The sequence below is a fragment of the Rhodococcus sp. MS13 genome, from assembly GCF_013277835.1.
Taxonomy (GTDB): Bacteria; Actinomycetota; Actinomycetes; order Mycobacteriales; family Mycobacteriaceae; genus Rhodococcus_F; species Rhodococcus_F erythropolis.
Genome location: NZ_VBTL01000013.1, coordinates 467820 through 485135, shown reverse-complemented (window position 1 = coordinate 485135; position 17316 = coordinate 467820). Strand labels below are relative to the sequence as shown.

General features: G+C 64.4%; 15 protein-coding genes. 6 read left to right on the top strand and 9 right to left on the bottom strand.

Going from position 1 to position 17316, the window contains the following annotated elements; translation table 11 throughout:
• The first annotated feature begins 84 nt into the window (after positions 1–84).
• The gene (locus FEZ59_RS27995; protein ID WP_019747924.1) at positions 85–1620 is read left to right on the top strand and encodes an amino acid permease; all 1536 of its coding nucleotides are present in this window, start codon (positions 85–87) and stop codon (positions 1618–1620) included.
• 68 nt (positions 1621–1688) lie between these two features.
• Here FEZ59_RS27995 and FEZ59_RS27990 read toward each other — a convergent pair whose 3' ends face one another.
• Positions 1689–2516, bottom strand: coding sequence for a DoxX family protein (locus FEZ59_RS27990; RefSeq protein WP_019747923.1), 828 nt, complete (start codon positions 2514–2516; stop codon positions 1689–1691).
• Between the two features lie 90 nt (positions 2517–2606).
• On the opposite strand from FEZ59_RS27990, the gene FEZ59_RS27985 reads away from it, so the two are divergent.
• Both FEZ59_RS27985 and FEZ59_RS27980 read left to right on the top strand, forming a co-directional pair.
• Positions 2607–3737 (top strand): PQQ-dependent sugar dehydrogenase, encoded by a 1131-nt coding sequence (locus tag FEZ59_RS27985; protein ID WP_020907254.1) that lies wholly within the window; start codon positions 2607–2609, stop codon positions 3735–3737.
• Between the two features lie 140 nt (positions 3738–3877).
• The gene (locus FEZ59_RS27980; RefSeq protein WP_020969304.1) at positions 3878–4924 is read left to right on the top strand and encodes an NAD(P)-dependent alcohol dehydrogenase; all 1047 of its coding nucleotides are present in this window, start codon (positions 3878–3880) and stop codon (positions 4922–4924) included.
• A gap of 89 nt (positions 4925–5013) precedes the next feature.
• On the opposite strand, the gene gatB is transcribed toward FEZ59_RS27980, so the two are convergent.
• The 4 genes from gatB to FEZ59_RS27960 form a co-directional block, all read right to left on the bottom strand.
• Complete coding sequence (gatB, locus tag FEZ59_RS27975; RefSeq protein ID WP_019747920.1) at positions 5014–6525, bottom strand: Asp-tRNA(Asn)/Glu-tRNA(Gln) amidotransferase subunit GatB; 1512 nt, start codon at positions 6523–6525, stop codon at positions 5014–5016.
• 25 nt (positions 6526–6550) lie between these two features.
• The gene (locus FEZ59_RS27970) at positions 6551–7582 is read right to left on the bottom strand and encodes an ATP-dependent 6-phosphofructokinase (protein WP_019747919.1); all 1032 of its coding nucleotides are present in this window, start codon (positions 7580–7582) and stop codon (positions 6551–6553) included.
• A gap of 115 nt (positions 7583–7697) precedes the next feature.
• Positions 7698–8360, bottom strand: a complete 663-nt coding sequence (locus FEZ59_RS27965) for a response regulator transcription factor (protein ID WP_007729374.1) — start codon at positions 8358–8360, stop codon at positions 7698–7700.
• A gap of 9 nt (positions 8361–8369) precedes the next feature.
• On the bottom strand, positions 8370–9644 hold the full coding sequence (locus FEZ59_RS27960; protein ID WP_172933481.1) for a histidine kinase: 1275 nt from the start codon (positions 9642–9644) through the stop codon (positions 8370–8372).
• 164 nt (positions 9645–9808) lie between these two features.
• Here FEZ59_RS27960 and FEZ59_RS27955 point away from each other — a divergent pair, with 164 nt between their 5' ends.
• Positions 9809–10483: a hypothetical protein gene (locus FEZ59_RS27955; protein WP_172933480.1), complete on the top strand. Its 675-nt coding sequence runs from the start codon at positions 9809–9811 to the stop codon at positions 10481–10483.
• Positions 10480–11880 (top strand): alpha/beta-hydrolase family protein, encoded by a 1401-nt coding sequence (locus FEZ59_RS27950; RefSeq protein WP_172933479.1) that lies wholly within the window; start codon positions 10480–10482, stop codon positions 11878–11880. Before FEZ59_RS27955 ends, FEZ59_RS27950 begins: the two co-directional genes overlap by 4 nt.
• 57 nt (positions 11881–11937) lie before the next feature.
• Here the strand turns inward: FEZ59_RS27950 and gatA are convergent, their stop codons facing one another.
• Both gatA and gatC read right to left on the bottom strand, forming a co-directional pair.
• A complete protein-coding gene (gene gatA, locus FEZ59_RS27945; protein ID WP_021333078.1) occupies positions 11938–13416 on the bottom strand; it encodes an Asp-tRNA(Asn)/Glu-tRNA(Gln) amidotransferase subunit GatA in 1479 nt (492 codons plus the stop codon).
• The gene (gatC, locus tag FEZ59_RS27940) at positions 13413–13712 is read right to left on the bottom strand and encodes an Asp-tRNA(Asn)/Glu-tRNA(Gln) amidotransferase subunit GatC (protein WP_003944747.1); all 300 of its coding nucleotides are present in this window, start codon (positions 13710–13712) and stop codon (positions 13413–13415) included. Before gatC ends, gatA begins: the two co-directional genes overlap by 4 nt.
• A 278-nt stretch (positions 13713–13990) precedes the next feature.
• Here gatC and FEZ59_RS27935 point away from each other — a divergent pair, with 278 nt between their 5' ends.
• A complete protein-coding gene (locus tag FEZ59_RS27935; protein WP_020969299.1) occupies positions 13991–14641 on the top strand; it encodes a hypothetical protein in 651 nt (216 codons plus the stop codon).
• 13 nt (positions 14642–14654) lie between these two features.
• Here the strand turns inward: FEZ59_RS27935 and FEZ59_RS27930 are convergent, their stop codons facing one another.
• Both FEZ59_RS27930 and ligA read right to left on the bottom strand, forming a co-directional pair.
• Positions 14655–15143: a GNAT family N-acetyltransferase gene (locus tag FEZ59_RS27930; RefSeq protein ID WP_019747912.1), complete on the bottom strand. Its 489-nt coding sequence runs from the start codon at positions 15141–15143 to the stop codon at positions 14655–14657.
• A 47-nt stretch (positions 15144–15190) separates the two neighbouring features.
• On the bottom strand, positions 15191–17293 hold the full coding sequence (gene ligA, locus FEZ59_RS27925) for an NAD-dependent DNA ligase LigA (protein WP_172933478.1): 2103 nt from the start codon (positions 17291–17293) through the stop codon (positions 15191–15193).
• Positions 17294–17316: the final 23 nt, after the last annotated feature.

Here is a 17316-nt window from a genome sequence, read left to right as displayed (position 1 = left end):
TCGCTGAGACGCACATCACAACGACGACAGTCAGCCACCGCCCGCCACCCACAAGGTCGACGGGAAACAACCAAGGAGCAATACATGCCCGGAGTCGGCATATGGCGCACCAAATCCGTCGAGCAATCGATCGCGGACACCGACGAGCCTGAGACAAAGCTCAAGAAGGAACTGACCGCGAAGGACCTCACGGTATTCGGAGTCGCCGTCGTCATCGGCGCAGGCATCTTCACGCTGACTGCTCGAACCGCAGGCAATGTCGCAGGACCCTCGATTTCACTGGCATTCGTTCTCGCTGCGATCGCCTGTGGCCTTGCCGCGCTGTGTTACGCGGAGTTCGCCTCCACCGTTCCAGTCGCAGGCAGCGCATACACGTTCTCCTACGCGACGTTCGGTGAGTTCGCAGCCTGGATCATCGGCTGGGACCTCATCCTCGAGTTTGCTCTCGCCTCCGCCGTCGTCGGCAAGGGTTGGTCGCTGTACCTCGGCAACGTCATCGGGGCGAGCGGCAGCACCACCGCCCACATCGGGTCGATCAGCTTCGACTGGGGCGCACTGCTCATCATCGGCGCGATCACCCTGATTCTCGCGATCGGCACCAAGGTTTCCTCGCGAGTCTCCGCGATCATTACCGCGATCAAGATCGCAGTAGTCCTGCTCGTCATCGTCGTGGGCGCGTTCTACATCAAGAAGGAGAACTACTCTCCCTTCATCCCGCCGTCCGAAGGATCCGAGAGCTCTGCAAGCGGAATCCATCAGACCTTGTTCTCCTGGCTGACCGGTGCAGGCGGAAGTAGCTACGGCGCCTACGGATTGCTCGCCGCAGCCAGCCTCGTGTTCTTTGCCTTCATCGGCTTCGATGTCGTCGCCACCACGGCCGAGGAAACCAAGAACCCGCAGAAGTCGTTGCCACGCGGAATCTTCGGCTCGCTCGCCATCGTCACCGTTCTCTATGTTGCCGTCACACTCGTCCTGACCGGCATGGTCAAGTACACCGAACTCAAGGACGGCAGTCCTCTGGTCGGCGATTCCAGCGCCACCCTCGCAACCGCATTCGAGGCCAACGGAATCGGTTGGGCACAAACCGCCATCAACTTCGGTGGCCTGGCCGGCCTCACGACAGTTGTCATGGTCATGATGCTCGGCCAGACCCGCGTCCTCTTCGCAATGTCCCGTGACGGCCTCATGCCGCGCAGCCTGGCCAAGACCAACGCCAAGGGCATCCCGATGCGCATCACGTTGATCGTCGGTGGCATCGTCGCCGTCCTGGCAGCCTTCTTCCCGATGGGCACGCTCGAAGAGATGGTCAACATCGGAACGCTGTTCGCATTCGTCCTGGTTTGTGTCGGTGTCATCGTCCTACGCCGCACCCGCCCCGACCTGCCGCGCGGATTCCGCGTCCCACTGGTGCCCTTCGTGCCGATCGTCGCCGTGCTCGCCTGCGGTTGGCTGATGCTCAACCTCTCGGTCGAGACCTGGATCCGGTTCCTCGTCTGGATGGCCATCGGTGTGCTCGTGTACTTCGCCTACGGTCACCGCAAGTCGGTCCTCGGTCGCAAGCTCAAGGACGGAACAGCCATCCCGTCCGCGAACGCCGACCCGGTACTCGTCAAGGACTGATCCTTCACAGACGAACCGCCGCTCTCCGATTCGGAGAGCGGCGGTTCGTTTGTTCGACGACGCGAGTTTCAGATGAGCGGATTGGCACCGTTCAGGAAGATCCAAGTGCAGACGCCGGCAGCGATGCCGAGGATCAAGACCACGAGCGATCCGACGAACGGGCGGGTTGCCCAGCCACGACGACCGTCGAGCGAAATACGGCCAGGACCCGTCAAAATGATGACGCCCGCACAGATTCCGAGCAGCATCTCGTACTCGGTACCGGCCGGGGCGAAGTACTCCAGTCCAGGTGCGCTCGCCTGACGCAGCGCCCACGCATTGATCATCACGGCCAGAACCGATGCTGCCGCAACGGGAGTCAGCAACCCCAGGATCAGGAGGGCGCCACCTGCGACCTCACCGACGGCGCCGAGGATCGCCATCCACTTCGCCTGCTGGAACCCGGCATCCGCCAGCATCGTCTCGAAACCGCCCAGACCCGGCCCGTTCCAGATACCGGTCAACTTCTGCAGACCGTGCACCAGTGCCGTTCCGCCGACGGCCAAACGCAGTGCAAGCAAACCGAGGTCGAGAGTGCCTCGGCCCCGCGGAGTCTCGGTGGTCCCTGCCACGGCTTCGGCGGTGGGGACGGCGGTGATCGGAGCGTCGTACGCCGTCTCTCGCTCGAGAGCCACTGTCGGCTGATCCGCGCCCGGCGCTCGGTATGTCGGTATCTGTTCGGTCAGCGAGTTGGCGTTCGTGGAACCGAAATCGAGATCGTCGTCGGTCCGCGGCAACGGATTCTTGGCGCTCACCGTCGGAAATTGTTCGGTGGGCGAGTCATACGGACTGGACACGTTGCCCGTCGGCTTGTCCGCATCCGACAACTCGCTGGGATCTTTTCGCTCGTCAGTCACGTAGGTGAGCCTATGACCGATTCACGAACTCGACGGGGAACCTTGGTCCGGCGTGGCGGCATCTGCCGTGGGTTACGTAACGTCTTGGGCATGACTACGGGTAGGCATGCAGCGCTGGGCGCACTGGCTCTGGTGCTCGGGACATCGTTGCTCGCAGGTTGCGCGGACTTCGACGAATCGACTGCCTCGCCGTTCACACCCGAACCGACCAACCAGGCAAGCGCCGAAGTGCAGCCGGAGAACCCGCCGCCGTCGACCACGCCGCCGGCGCCGCGGACCGGCCCCCTCGGGCCGTGTCAGGACGCCGACACCGCCGTGATCGCAACCTGTCTCGACACCACCGGCGGCCTCGTCACACTCCCGGACGGAAACTCCGGACTGGTGGCCGAACGGCGAACCGGCCGAATCATGCAGGTAGCCCCCAACACGACACCGGTCGAGGTGGCCAAGATCGACGTCGACGGCAGCGGCGACGGCGGACTGCTCGACATCGCCCTCTCCCCCACATTTGTCGAAGACAACCTGATCTATGCCTACGTCACCACCGGAACCGACAACCGGGTGGTCCGCATTGCTCCCGGTGACACCGCCAAGGAGGTCCTCGGCGGAATCCCGCGCGGTGCAAGCGGCAACGGCGGATCACTCGAGTTCGCGGCCCCGGACCAGCTCATGGTCCTGACCGGCGATACCGGCAACCCTGCGGTTGCTCAGGATCCCGGCTCGTTGGCGGGGAAACTGTTGCGAGTCCGATCGTTGACGCCAAACGCTTCGCCGCCTCGCCCGGAAGTTGTTCTGTCCGGAATCGGTAACGGCGGCGGCGTGTGTGTCGATCCCGGCATCGCGACCTGGGTCACCGACCGAACCACTCTCGAAGATCGCCTCCAACGCGTCGGCTCCGACGGCACAGTGACGTCGCCCGCTTGGACCTGGCCCGACCGGCCCGGCGTCGGGGGGTGCATTGCGGCGCAGGGAGTGGTAGCTGTCGCGTTGGGGGCCGGCAAAGCGATCTCCGCATTGGCCGCTGACCCCGGAACGGGAGCGATCACCACCGCGCCGTCGGCAGTGGCGAAAGACACGTACGGCCAACTGGGCGGTTTGGCGCTCGGATCCGACGGCTTGATGTGGGCGAGCACGATCAACAAGACCGCGGGCGAGCCGGGGCCGAACGACGACAAGGTGGTCAAGATCCCGATGCCGAGTGGCAGCGGCGGGATCGACTGAACCGCGATCGCCGAAGCGCCATGTCTGTTCGGTCACGGATCCCGTGACCGAACATGCACAGATGCGTACTCTTTTATTAGCGGGGCTAAACACCCCGCACTTGCCAGGAGCGGTTGGCCAACCACGACAAAGGAGTCGGTATGAAGGCAATCCAGTACACGAGAATCGGCGCGGAACCCGAACTCACGGAGATTCCCAAACCCGAGCCCGGTCCAGGTGAAGTGCTCCTGGAAGTCACCGCTGCTGGCGTCTGCCACTCGGACGACTTCATCATGAGCCTGCCCGAAGAGCAGTACACCTACGGCCTTCCGCTCACGCTCGGCCACGAAGGCGCAGGCAAGGTCGCCGCCGTCGGCGAGGGTGTCGAAGGTCTCGACATCGGAACCAATGTCGTCGTCTACGGGCCTTGGGGTTGCGGCAACTGTTGGCACTGCTCACAAGGACTCGAGAACTATTGCTCTCGCGCCCAAGAACTCGGAATCAATCCTCCCGGTCTCGGTGCACCCGGCGCGTTGGCCGAGTTCATGATCGTCGATTCTCCTCGCCACCTTGTCCCGATCGGTGACCTCGACCCGGTCAAGACGGTGCCGCTGACCGACGCCGGTCTGACGCCGTATCACGCGATCAAGCGTTCTCTGCCGAAACTTCGCGGAGGCTCGTACGCGGTTGTCATTGGTACCGGCGGTCTCGGCCACGTCGCTATTCAGCTCCTCCGCCACCTCTCGGCGGCAACGGTCATCGCTTTGGACGTGAGCGCGGACAAGCTCGAACTGGCAACCAAGGTAGGCGCTCACGAAGTGGTTCTGTCCGACAAGGACGCGGCCGAGAACGTCCGCAAGATCACTGGAAGTCAAGGCGCCGCATTGGTTCTCGACTTCGTCGGCTACCAGCCCACCATCGACACCGCGATGGCTGTCGCCGGCGTCGGATCAGACGTCACGATCGTCGGGATCGGGGACGGCCAGGCCCACGCCAAAGTCGGGTTCTTCCAAAGTCCTTACGAGGCTTCGGTGACAGTTCCGTATTGGGGTGCCCGCAACGAGTTGATCGAATTGATCGACCTCGCCCACGCCGGCATCTTCGACATCGCGGTGGAGACCTTCAGTCTCGACAACGGTGCCGAAGCGTATCGACGACTGGCTGCCGGAACGCTCAGCGGCCGTGCGGTTGTGGTCCCTGGTCTGTAGACCGACAGCGGTAGAACGACAGCGGAAAAACACTGATGCCCGGCCGAATTCGATTCGGCCGGGCATCAGTGTCAGAAATTCAGTGTGCGCTAGCTGCACGCCTCGATGACAAGTTCCTTCACACGAGCCGCGTCTGCCTGTCCTCGGGTGGCCTTCATGACGTCGCCGACGATCTTTCCGGCGGCCTGGACCTTGCCGCTGCGGATCTTGTCCGCGATGTCGGGGTTGGCCGCGAGTGCTTCGTCGACGGCTGCCTTGAGCTTGGTTTCGTCACGTTCGACGACCAGCTCCGGGTGGGCCGCGACAACCTGCTCCGGGTCACCCTCGCCGTCGAGGACGTGATCGACGACCTGGCGAGCGACCTTGTTGTTGAGCTTGCCGCTGTCGATGAGAGCTACGACCTGCGCAACCTGCGCCGGGGTGATCGGCAGAGCGCCGAGTTCGACGCCGCGGGTGTTGGCCTGCTGCGACAGGTAGGACAGCCACCAGGAGCGCGCTGCCTCGGGCGAAGCACCGGCCTCGGTGGTCGCAATCACCAGATCGATGGCGCCGGCGTTGACGAGGTCACGCATGACCTCGTCGGAGATTCCCCAGTCCTTCTGGATCCGCGCGCGGCGAATCCAGGGAAGCTCCGGCAAGGTGCCGCGCAGTTCTTCGACCCACTCGGCGCTCGGAGCAACAGGCTCGAGATCCGGTTCCGGGAAGTAGCGGTAGTCCTCGGCCGTTTCCTTGCGGCGTCCGGCGGCCGTGGTGCCGTCGGCTTCCTGGAAGTGGCGGGTCTCCTGGATGACCTCGCCGCCGGCGTCGAGAACTGCTGCCTGACGGCGCATTTCGTAGCGAACTGCGACCTCGACGCTCTTGAGGGAGTTGACGTTCTTGGTCTCGGTACGCGTTCCGAGTTCCTTGGCGCCGATCGGCATCAGCGAGATGTTGGCGTCGCAGCGCATCGATCCCTGATCCATCCGCACGTCCGAGACGTCGAGAGACTTGAGCAGATCACGAAGCGCCGTCACGTAGGCGCGGGCAACCTCGGGAGCGCGCTCACCGGCACCGTGGATGGTCTTGGTGACGATCTCCACCAGCGGCACACCCGCACGGTTGTAGTCGAGCAGTGAGTGGCTCGCACCGTGGATACGGCCCGTAGCGCCACCGACGTGGAGGGACTTACCGGTGTCCTCCTCCATGTGTGCGCGCTCGATGTCGACACGCCACGTCGTCCCGTCGTCGAGGATCACGTCGAGGTAGCCCTCGGTTGCGATCGGCTCGTCGTACTGGGAAATCTGGTAGTTCTTCGGCTGATCCGGGTAGAAGTAGTTCTTGCGTGCGAATCGGCCCCAAGGCGTGATGGAGCAGTTGAGCGCAAGGCCGATCCGGATCGCGGACTCGACAGCGGCTGCGTTCACCACCGGCAACGAACCGGGCATGCCCAGACAGACCGGGCACACCTGGGTATTGGGTTCGGCACCGAACTCGGTGGGGCACGGGCAGAACATCTTGGTCGCGGTGCCGAGTTCTACGTGCACCTCCATACCCATCACAGGCTCGTACTTGGTCAGTACTTCGTCGTAATCGAGGATGTCGGGCGCATCGACAGCAGTCATGGTGATCAGTTTATGCGTCTGCGGCTCAGCCGAAGAATGCGGCTGCCTCCTCGTAGCGCTCCTTGGGCACCGTCTTGAGTTTGCGGGTCGCCTCGGCGAGCGGAACGAGGTCGATGGACGTTCCGTGCAACGCGACCATCTGACCGAAATCTCCGCGGTGAGCTGCGTCGGTGGCATGAACGCCGAAGCGAGTGGCGAGGATGCGGTCGTGCGGCGTCGGGGTGCCACCGCGCTGAATGTGCCCGAGGACGGTGGTGCGAACTTCCTTGCCGATCCGGCGCTCGATCTCGTTTCCGAGCTGCTGCGCGACACCGGTGAAGATCTTGTGGCCGAACTCGTCTATGCCACCTTCGCGCAGAGTCATCGACGCGGGATCGGGCATCGCACCTTCAGCCACGACGCAGATGAAGTGGGAGTCGCCGCGCTGGAAGCGCTTCTTGACCATCGCGCACACCTCGTCGACGTCGAACGGCTGTTCCGGAACCAGAGTCAGGTGTGCCCCCGACGCCAGTCCGGCCTGCAGCGCGATCCAGCCCGCATGCCGGCCCATCACCTCGACGAGCATGACGCGCTGATGCGATTCAGCCGTGGTGTGGAGTCTGTCGATGGCGTCGGTGGCGACAGCCAAGGCGGTGTCGAAACCGAAAGTCACGTCAGTGCAATCGATGTCGTTGTCGATCGTCTTGGGCACACCGATCACGGGTACGCCGCTCTCGGAAAGCCAACTGGCCGCGGTGAGTGTGCCTTCGCCGCCGATCGGGATCAGGACGTCGATCCCGTTGTCGTCGAGGGTCTGCTTGATCTGATCGAGGCCCGCACGGAGTTTGTCGGGGTTCACGCGAGCGGTGCCGAGGATCGTGCCGCCGCGGGTGAGGATGCGGTTGATGCGGTCATCGGAGTCGAGCGGGACCTTGCGGTCCTCGAGCAATCCCCGCCAGCCGTCCCGGAATCCGACCACGGTACTGCCGTAACGACCGGCCGACGTACGTACGACGGCGCGGATGACCGCGTTCAAGCCCGGGCAGTCGCCGCCGCCCGTGAGGATTCCGATTCGCATAGTGCAGCACCTCTCGTGACCGGATTGTGGATCTTGGTGTCCATCTTCCCCCAGTCACCGTATTGCCGCAGGATAGCGGCGTTGCCGAGCCGCAACGCCGCGCCGCACTGGGCCACTAACCCGGCGTGACGAGCCCGCTTTCGTACGCCAACACGACTGCCTGGGCGCGATCGCGCAGATCGAGCTTGGACAGCACCTTCCCGACATGGGTCTTGACGGTCTGCTCGGCGACGAACAGCCGCTCGGCGATCTCGACGTTGGACAATCCGCGGGCGATCAGTTCGAGGACCTCGCGCTCACGCGGGGTCAGCGCATCGAGCGCTGCGGGCCGTGCGCGCGGTGCGGCCCGCCGGCTGGTCACATCGGCAATCAGGCGACGCGTCACCGTCGGCGCCAGCAAGGCCTGCCCTTCGGCGACGACGCGCACCGCCCGAATCAGTTCCTCAGCCGGTGCGTCCTTGAGCATGAACCCGCTCGCTCCGACGCTCAATGCCTCGTAGACGTAATCGTCGATGTCGAAAGTGGTGAGCATGAGGACTCGCACCGGCGGTTCCCATCCGGCGGACAGAATCTGGCGGGCAGCGTCGAGTCCGTTCATCTCGGGCATACGAACATCCATCAACACCACGTCCGGACGCAGTCGCGCGACCTCGGCGACGGCGATCTTGCCGTCCGGCGCATCGCCGATCACGCTGATGTCTGGCTGGGCGGAGAGTAGGGCTCCGAACCCTTGTCGAACCATCGCCTGGTCGTCTGCGATGAATACTGTGATGGGCACTCGGACAGCCTAGGCGGGCATCGACGGCAACTCGGCCCGGACCTCGAACCCTCCGTCCTCGCGCCGGTTTGCCAACAGCATGCCGCCCACCGCCGAAGCCCGCTCACGCATTCCGCGTATTCCATTGCCACCAGTGGTTTCCGACGCCGAGTGCTGATTGCCACCCAATGGCGAAGGCCCGTTGTTCACGAGCGCGCTCACCGATTGCGGGCCGAACGCCACGGCGACCTCGATGGGTCCGCCTGGTGAATGCCTGGCCGCATTGGTAATCGACTCCTGAATGATCCGGTAGAGCGCAAGGCCCGTGGATTCCGAGACCGACGCTCGATCTCCGTCGACTCGCCACGACACCGGAAGTCCCGCACGGGTACTGCCGAGCAGCAGTTCGTCCAACTGATCGACGCCCGGTTGCGGGGCCGTCACCACGGAGTCACCGTCGCTGCGCAGCACTCCGAGGAGACCACGAATCTCGTTGAGCGCTGCTCGCCCTGTCTCACTTATCGATTCGAATTCGGTCCGGATCTCGGGAGTGACCGCATCGAGTCGGTACGGCGCACTCTGCGCTTGCACGACCACCATCGACATGTGGTGGGCCACGATGTCGTGCAAGTCCCGGGCGATCCGCGCCTTCTCCTCGAGGATCGTGCGCCGTGTGCGTTCGAGTTCACTGACTTCCTCCTGCTTGGCCAACTGACGGCGCGAGAGAACCAACCAGCGGATCAGCAGGCAGAAGACCACCAGGGCGCTCAATCCGACAGCCCAACCGGCTCCGTCGCTTCCCGGAGCGTTGCCGAAAAAAAGCAGCACCGTGGCGATCCAGGCGACACCGACAACCTGAATGGGTGCTCGCAGACTCACCGCGGCCAGCAACGACATCAGCACGATGATGTGGACGACCTGCCACGGGTAGTCGTAACCAGTTGTGTTGTCGAACACCAACGGGATGATCAGTGCCGACACCGCCGACACCGCCCACCCCAACGGAGCGTTGATCCGGATCAGGACAAACGGAAAGGCGGCCAACGCGGCGACGAAGGGCATGATCGGCGGCGAAACATGATGCGTCAGTTGCAGTGTCGGCCAGGCAATCGAATAGAGGATCAGAGTGATCACTACGATGACGATGTTCCAGAACTGACCGCGGGCCACGAAACTGGTTGCCCGGCGCACCTTCTCCGAATGTACGACCGCCCCGTCGAGGCCGGACAGCACCGACCCGGCAGTGGTGTATGTCGGCGCGGGCACATCCGGTGCGCCTCTGTTCTTCCTTCGGACCTTGATCACCCGTCAAGCCTATGAAGGCGAACCCGGAAAGTCCTCATACTGCAGAGTGAGATCCCCCTACCTCCGAGGTATCACAGGGGAGGGAATTCTCACCCGATCGCACGTCGGAGAACCCCTCTCCAGAGCGATGACCGCCAGGATTGTCCGTTCATAGCGTGAACGGCATGCGGATCACACGAGTGAAAGACCTCTCTCGAAGCGCCGGCACCTGGGCTGCCCTGGCGCTTGCGGCAACGGCAGCGATCACCGTCACTGCCGGAGCGAGCGGAGCCGAGCCGCCGCGCACCGAGAATTCGAACGCATCCAGGGCGATCGCCACTGTGACTACCGCGGATGCCTCTGATGCTGCGACCACCATCCCGTCGGATTTCGCCGCATTTGCCGGCTACACGCCTACCGTCGTCGACGGATACCTCGCCAATCCCCACGGCGACTGCTCGTCACCGATTCCGCTTCCCGACGAATTCGACTCGGCATGCAAAGCACACGATCTCGGATACGACCTACTCCGCTACGCGCATTCGCACGGAACGGAACTGGGGCCGTGGGCCCGCCAGGTCCTCGACGGTCAACTCGACGAGCGAATGCACGCGGCCTGTGAAGACCGCACGTCCTTTCTCTCACGTGGGTATTGCTTCGCGATGGCCGATGTGGCAGTCACTGCTGTGAACGGAAACTCTTGGCGCCAAAGCTATCTGACACCGGTCGCGGAATCGGGGTTCGGTTACGGCACGGCCGGAGTTCTGGCAGTTTCCACCCTCGGCTTCACCCTGATGCGATCGCGGCGCCTCGATCCGTCGAACGAGTTCTCCTTCTCCCCGAAAGCGATTGCAGCATGAGCGTTCTGAATGCGTCACGGACCCCCGTCCTCGCCCGAGTCGGGGCGCTCGCACTCCCCCGGGTGTCCACGAGCGTCGCCGTGGCAGCGATGTCCGCCGTCTCACTTGCCCCTGGACTGCTGCCGAGATCAGCCGCACTCCAAGGGGTATTCAGCGGTCTGCTCGTCGCGGTCGGGCTACTGGCGATGTGGGCGTTCTCCGCGGTAGCCCGTCGGCTCGTCCCCGACCGGGTCAAGGCCCGATTCGACGAACGTCATTGGCGCATCACCGCGTTCGGGTTGTCGACGGCCGCCACCTCAGTTGCGATGTTCGCCGCCGCCGGTTGGCAGAACTCGCTGCGAGCAGCGATGGGCGCACCGCCTGCCGGGCTGATCCACTGGGTGGAGGCGGGGTGCATTGCCTCGCTGACCGCCCTTGCACTCTGGGGCCTCGGGGTCGGACTTTCGAAGGCGCTGCGGTGGATGGGTTTCGCGCGGAGCGTGGGCGCACTGGTCATGGGAGTCCTCGGAGTGCAGTTGGTCGTCGGTCCCGCCGTCTGGAACGGTCTCGCCGATTCGTTCGACAAGTCCAACGCGTACATCGACACCGCTCTGACACAGCCGCTTTCGGCCTCCGCGACAGGCAACTCCGAATCGCTCATCTCGTGGACCTCGATGGGCGCGGAGGGACGCAAGTTCGTTGCTGCAGGCGAAGACTCGGTGCGCGTCTACGCCGGTGCGGATTCCGCACCCGATGCCGCATCGCGTGCCGCTCTCGCCGTGAGTGAGCTCGATCGCGTCGGCGGCTTCGCCCGCAACAGCGTCGTGGTGGCCGTTCCGACCGGCTCGGGCTGGATCGACACCCACGCAGTCGACGGTATCGAGCAACGGTTCGGCGGAGACGTCGCGATAGTCGGGCAGCAATACTCCGACGCACCCAGTTGGGCGACATTCCTGTTCAGCCGCGACGACGCCGAAGAATCAGCCACCGCCCTGTTCACGGCTGTCGGTAGCCACATTGCCGCGATGCCGGCCGAGGATCGACCGGACCTGTTCCTCTACGGACAGAGCCTCGGCGCCGTCGGCGGCAGCGCCGCACTGACCGAGGCTCTGTCCGAGGGCAGTCCCATCGTCCCGTGCGACGTGTTGTGGGCCGGTCCCCCGGCCGGCGCCACACGAACGGACGGCGCAACCGTCCTCGCGAACACGTCCGACCCGGTGGTGTGGTGGTCCCCCGCCCTCGCGACGCAGAAGCCGGATCTGAGCCGTGCCGTGCAGGACGGCCCGATCCCGCAGTGGATCCCAGGCGTCACGTTCTTGCAGACCACCGTCGACATGCTCGGTTCGCTCGGTGTACCCGCCGGTCACGGCCACCGCTACGGAACCGATCAGGGAACAGCTTTGGGGACTTGCTCCTGAAACTGCTGTGCGCCTTTATTAACCGCGGGGGGTTAATAAAGGCGCACAGCAAACAGGTCAGACTGCAGTTGCAATCGGGCCGCGAGCAGCTTCGTAGGCGGCACCGACACGGTAGAGGCGCTCGTCAGCCATGGCGGGCGCCATGATCTGCAAGCCCACCGGCAGGTTGTCGTCCGCGGACAGACCCGATGGCACCGACATCGCGCAGTGTCCGGCCAGGTTGGTCGGCAGCGTGCACAGGTCGGAGAGGTACATGGCCAACGGATCGCCGACCTTCTCCCCCAACTTCCACGGCGTGAACGGGCTGGTCGGCGAGACCAGTACGTCTACCTTCTCGTAGGCCTTGTCGAAATCGCGTGCGATGAGGGTACGAACCTTGAGCGCCGAACCGTAGTAGGCGTCGTAGTAGCCCGAGGACAGTGCGTAGGTACCGATCATGATGCGGCGCTTGACCTCCGGGCCGAAACCGGCGGCGCGGGTTGCCGCCATGACCTGGTCGGCACTCATGTTGCCTTCGTCGACGCGCAGTCCGTAGCGCATGGCGTCGAAGCGGGCCAGGTTGGACGAGACCTCACTGGGCAGCACCAGGTAGTACGACGCGAGCGCGTGCTCGAAGCTCGGGCACGAAACCTCGACAACTTCGGCGCCCAAAGCCTTGAGTTGCTCGACAGCAGCGTCGAAGGAAGCGATGACGCCGGGCTGGTAGCTGTCGGAGTGAAGTTCCTTGACCACACCGACCTTGACGCCGCGCAGGTCCCCGGCTGCACCCTCACGTGCCGCAGCGACCACCGGACGCACGGGGGCGTCGATGGACGTGGAGTCACGCGGATCGTGCCCGGCGATGACCTCGTGCAGCAGAGCGGTGTCGAGCACGGTGCGACCACAGGGGCCACCCTGATCGAGCGAGGAGGCGCACGCGACGAGCCCGAAGCGCGAGACAGTTCCGTACGTCGGCTTGGTTCCGACCGTCGCGGTGACCGCAGCGGGCTGACGGATCGACCCACCGGTGTCGGTGCCGATGGCCAACGGGGCCTGACGCGACGCGAGCGCTGCAGCGCTACCGCCACCGGATCCGCCGGGGATGCGGGTGACATCCCACGGGTTACGCGTCGGACCGAATGCGGAGTTCTCCGTGGAGGAGCCCATCGCAAATTCGTCGAGGTTCGTCTTGCCGAGGATCGGGATGCCCGCAGCGCGAAGCTTGCTCGTCAGGGTCGCGTCGTACGGCGCAACCCAGCCTTCGAGAATCTTCGACGCACAGGTGGTCGGCATGTCCGTCGTGGTGAAGATGTCCTTCAACGCAATCGGAACTCCGGCGAGTGCCGAAGCGGGTTCGTTTCCGCCTGCGAGCGAGTTGTCCACTGCTGCGGCGGCTTCGAGAGCCTTTTCACCGGCAACGTGCAGGAAGGCGTGGTACTCGGTGTCGACGGCAGCGATGCGGTCGAGATGCGCCTGCGTGACCTCTACCGAGGACACCTCACGCGAGTGGATCTTGCCGGCCAGCTCAGCGGCGTCCAGCGTGGTCAGATCGGTCATTCGCCCTCTCCAAGGATCTGCGGAACCGCAAAGCGATCCTGTTCGACTGCGGGTGCTCCGGACAATGCCTGCTCGGGGGTCAACCCGGGCACGATCACGTCGGGGCGCGTCACGTTGGTGACGGCATTGGGGTTCGCCATGGGCGGGACGTCGTCGGCCGCAACCTCGGTGACCACCTTGACGTGGTTGAGAATCGAATCCAACTGACCGGCGAACTCGTCGAGTTCGGCATCGGACAGGGCGAGTCTGGACAGCCGCGCGAGGTGCGCGACCTCGTCACGGGAGATGGCAGGCACCGCGGGGCCCCTTTCGGAAGAGGACGTGAACATTGCCGCTCCAGCCTAGTTCCTCGCCGCGACAGACCTGTAAGCACGCCTGCTGTGTCGACCGGTACGCACGCCTACTGTGTCCACCGCCACGTCGAATCCACCTCGTGTTTCGCTCGTGTGACAAGCATGTGCACCCGGTGTGACCCCGCCGCGGCGCCCACCAACGCGTGCTGAGCAAGTGCAAAGATGGGTGTGGCCCGGGTCGACGTGATCCGGGCGAGAACCGATCAGCGAAAGGCACGCACGTGTCGTACCTGCTTCGCGTCCAACTGCCCGACCGACCCGGCAGCCTCGGCGCGCTCGCCGTAGCTCTCGGATCCGTGGGCGCAGACATCCTCTCCCTCGACGTCGTGGAGCGAGGCGACGGTTTTGCCATCGACGACCTCGTGGTCGACGTCGAACCGGGCGCACTGCCCGACACCTTGATCACCGCTGCCGAGCATCTGCCCGACGTGCTGGTCGATTCGATCCGCCCCTACGCCGGGATTCTCGACACCCATCGTGAGCTCGAACTCATCGATTCCGTTGCGACAGCCCGAAACGATCGACTACAGGTCCTCGTCGACGGCGCGCCGCGTGTACTGCGAGTCGGCTGGTGCGTCGTCGCGGACATCGGCAAGCACGGTGCGTACCGCGTCGTCGGTAGCGCCGGCGCGCCGGAAACCCATGCCACCGACATTCCGTGGATGCCACTGGACAAGCCCACCGCCCTCGACGGCGAGGCCGACTGGGTTCCGGACGTCTGGCGAGAGATGAACACCAGCCTCGCTGCCGCACCGCTCGGCTCCGGCAATCGCGTCCTCATGCTCGGTCGTCCCGGAGGACCCGAATTTCGCCCTTCGGAGATAGCCCGCCTCGGCTATCTCGCCGGAATCGTCGCGACAGTGCTGGGCTGACCAGGCCGGGTAATCAGGCCAGACCGCGAACCATGACCGTCAGCTCCATACCGCGAATCGGCTCCCACGCGCGCTCGGGATCGGGGACGAACCCGTTGCGGTCGTAGATGCGACGAGCATCGACCATCTCGGGCTGCGTCGAGATGACCACCGAGTGATCGCCTCGGTCGTAGGCTTCGGCGATCACTGCGCGAACCAATGCGGTTCCGGCGCCCGATCCCCGAGCCTGCGGCGAGACCGCGAGCATGCGGAACTCGAGTTCGCCCTTCTGCGCAACATCCGCGAAGGGCGTGCCGGGTTCGGCGATCGTCAAAGAACCCACGACCTCTTCGCCGAGAACGGCAACCAGCACCCGCCCCTGCTCCACCCGAGTTGCGGTGTCTCGCAGGCGCTCCGCGTACGGCGATCCGCCGGCGACAAATCCGCCACCCACGTACGACTGCACAGTCAGTTCCCCGACGGTCTCGAACTCAGCCGGTAGAACTTCACGAATCTCGATCATGGCGTCACTATCGCACCCAGCACACCAATCTCAGAAATCGGACAAAGTCACTCTGATTCGTCCAAATCGGTGGGAGCGACCGCATCCGGGCCATCTTCGAGCAACCGCCGGAAGCCGTCTTCGTCGAGCACCGGCACACCCAATTCGACTGCCTTGTCATGCTTGGAACCGGGCGCTTCACCGACGACGACAAACGCAGTCTTCTTCGAGACCGACCCAGCCGCCTTACCGCCGCGCACCAGAATCGCTTCCTTCGCCTGATCTCGCGAGTACGTCTCGAGCGAACCGGTGACGACGATCGAGAGACCCTCGAGATTGCGCGGAATCGAGTCGTCTCGCTCGTCCTCCATGCGCACCCCGGCCGAAGCCCACTTGTCGACGATCTGCTGATGCCAGTCGACGGAGAACCACTCCACGACAGCGGCGGCGATTGTGGATCCGACACCGTCGACTGCAGCCAACTCGTCGACCGACGCTTCCCGAATACGTTGCAGCGAACCGAATTCGCCGGCCAACGCCCTCGCAGCAGTGGGGCCGACGTGCCGAATCGACAGTGCCACAAGCACTCTCCACAACGGCTTGTCCTTGGCCGAATCCAGGTTGGCCAGCAAGCGTTTTCCGTTGGCAGACAGTGCTCCCGCATTGGTGCGGAAGATGGGAACCTCGATCAGTTTCTCGGCATCGAGTGAAAAGAGATCGCCCTCGTCACCGATGACCTTCGCCTCCAGCAGCCCGGCCGCGGCCTCGTAACCGAGCACCTCGATGTCGAATGCTCCGCGCCCCGAGACGTGGAACACGCGCTCGCGCAACTGCGCCGGGCAGTACTGCTGATTAGGGCATCGCACGTCGATGTCGCCCTCTTTCGCGGGTGCCAACAACGTGCCGCACTCGGGGCAATGCGTCGGCATCACGAACTCGCGCTCGGTACCGTCGCGCACGTCTGCCACGGGTCCGAGGACCTCGGGAATCACATCTCCGGCCTTACGCAACACCACGGTGTCGCCGATCAGCACACCCTTGCGTTTGACCTCGGATCCGTTGTGCAGCGTGGCCAAGGACACAGTGGAACCCGCTACCGTGACGGGTTCCATGTACGCGAACGGCGTCACGCGACCCGTACGGCCGACACTGACCCGGATGTCGAGGAGCTTGGTCGTGACCTCTTCCGGCGGGTACTTGTACGCGATCGCCCACCGCGGTGCGCGAGACGTGGTGCCCAGACGTCGATGCAACGACATCTCGTCGACCTTGACCACCAACCCGTCGATCTCGTGCTCGACGTCGTGGCGATGTTCTCCCCAGTACTTCATCTTCTCGACCACGGCGTCGGCGCCGACCACCCGCGAGGTGTGCGTGGACACCGGCAGCCCCCAGGCGGCGAGGGCCACGTAGGCGTCGTACTGCGAAGCCGGCTCGAACCCTTCCATGCGCCCGAACCCGTGGCAGATCATGCCGAGGCGACGACGCGCGGTGACGGCAGGATTCTTCTGACGCAGGGAGCCCGCCGCAGAGTTGCGCGGATTGGCGAACGGCGCCTTACCCTCCTCCACGAGGGAGGCATTGAGTGCCGCGAAGTCCTCGAGGCGGAAGAACACCTCTCCTCGCACCTCGAGCAAGGTTGGAATCGGGTATTCGTCCGTGGCGGTGAGCCGCTCCGGGATGTCGTTGATCGTCAGGGCATTGAGAGTGACCAGCTCGCCCGTACGACCGTCACCGCGGGTTGCGGCACGCACGAGTTTGCCGTTCTCGTAGACGAGATTGAGCGCGACACCGTCGATTTTCACTTCGCAGAGATAGTGCAGTTCCGGCCCGGTTTCCTGCTCTACCTTGGCGATCCATCCGCGGAGTTCGGACTCGTCGAAGACGTTGTCGAGGCTGAGCATCCGCTCGAGGTGATCGACGGACGTGAAGTCTGTCGCGAACCCGCCGCCGACGAGTTGCGTCGGAGAGTCGGGAGTTCGCAGATCCGGGTACTGCTCTTCGAGAGCATTGAGCTGCCCGAGCAATGTGTCGAATGCACCGTCCGAAATGACGGGCGCGTCACGAACGTAGTAGCGGAACTGATGCTGGCGTACCTCTTCGGCCAGCTCCATCCACTGCTCGCGCGCCTCGTTGGGCGCTGGCTGCATTGCATCCGCGGTTTCAGTCACAGCTAGAAGATTATCGGTTCACA

Excerpts from the sequence above, each read along its gene's own strand:
- gatB (WP_019747920.1), bottom strand. The coding sequence starts at position 6,525 with ATGACTGCTGTCGATGCGCCCGACATCCTCGATTACGACGAAGTACTG.
- FEZ59_RS27950 (WP_172933479.1), top strand. The coding sequence starts at position 10,480 with ATGAGCGTTCTGAATGCGTCACGGACCCCCGTCCTCGCCCGAGTCGGG.
- FEZ59_RS27930 (WP_019747912.1), bottom strand. The coding sequence starts at position 15,143 with ATGATCGAGATTCGTGAAGTTCTACCGGCTGAGTTCGAGACCGTCGGG.
- FEZ59_RS27970 (WP_019747919.1), bottom strand. The coding sequence starts at position 7,582 with ATGCGAATCGGAATCCTCACGGGCGGCGGCGACTGCCCGGGCTTGAAC.
- FEZ59_RS27985 (WP_020907254.1), top strand. The coding sequence starts at position 2,607 with ATGACTACGGGTAGGCATGCAGCGCTGGGCGCACTGGCTCTGGTGCTC.
- gatA (WP_021333078.1), bottom strand. The coding sequence starts at position 13,416 with ATGACCGATCTGACCACGCTGGACGCCGCTGAGCTGGCCGGCAAGATC.
- FEZ59_RS27980 (WP_020969304.1), top strand. The coding sequence starts at position 3,878 with ATGAAGGCAATCCAGTACACGAGAATCGGCGCGGAACCCGAACTCACG.
- FEZ59_RS27955 (WP_172933480.1), top strand. The coding sequence starts at position 9,809 with ATGCGGATCACACGAGTGAAAGACCTCTCTCGAAGCGCCGGCACCTGG.
- FEZ59_RS27995 (WP_019747924.1), top strand. The coding sequence starts at position 85 with ATGCCCGGAGTCGGCATATGGCGCACCAAATCCGTCGAGCAATCGATC.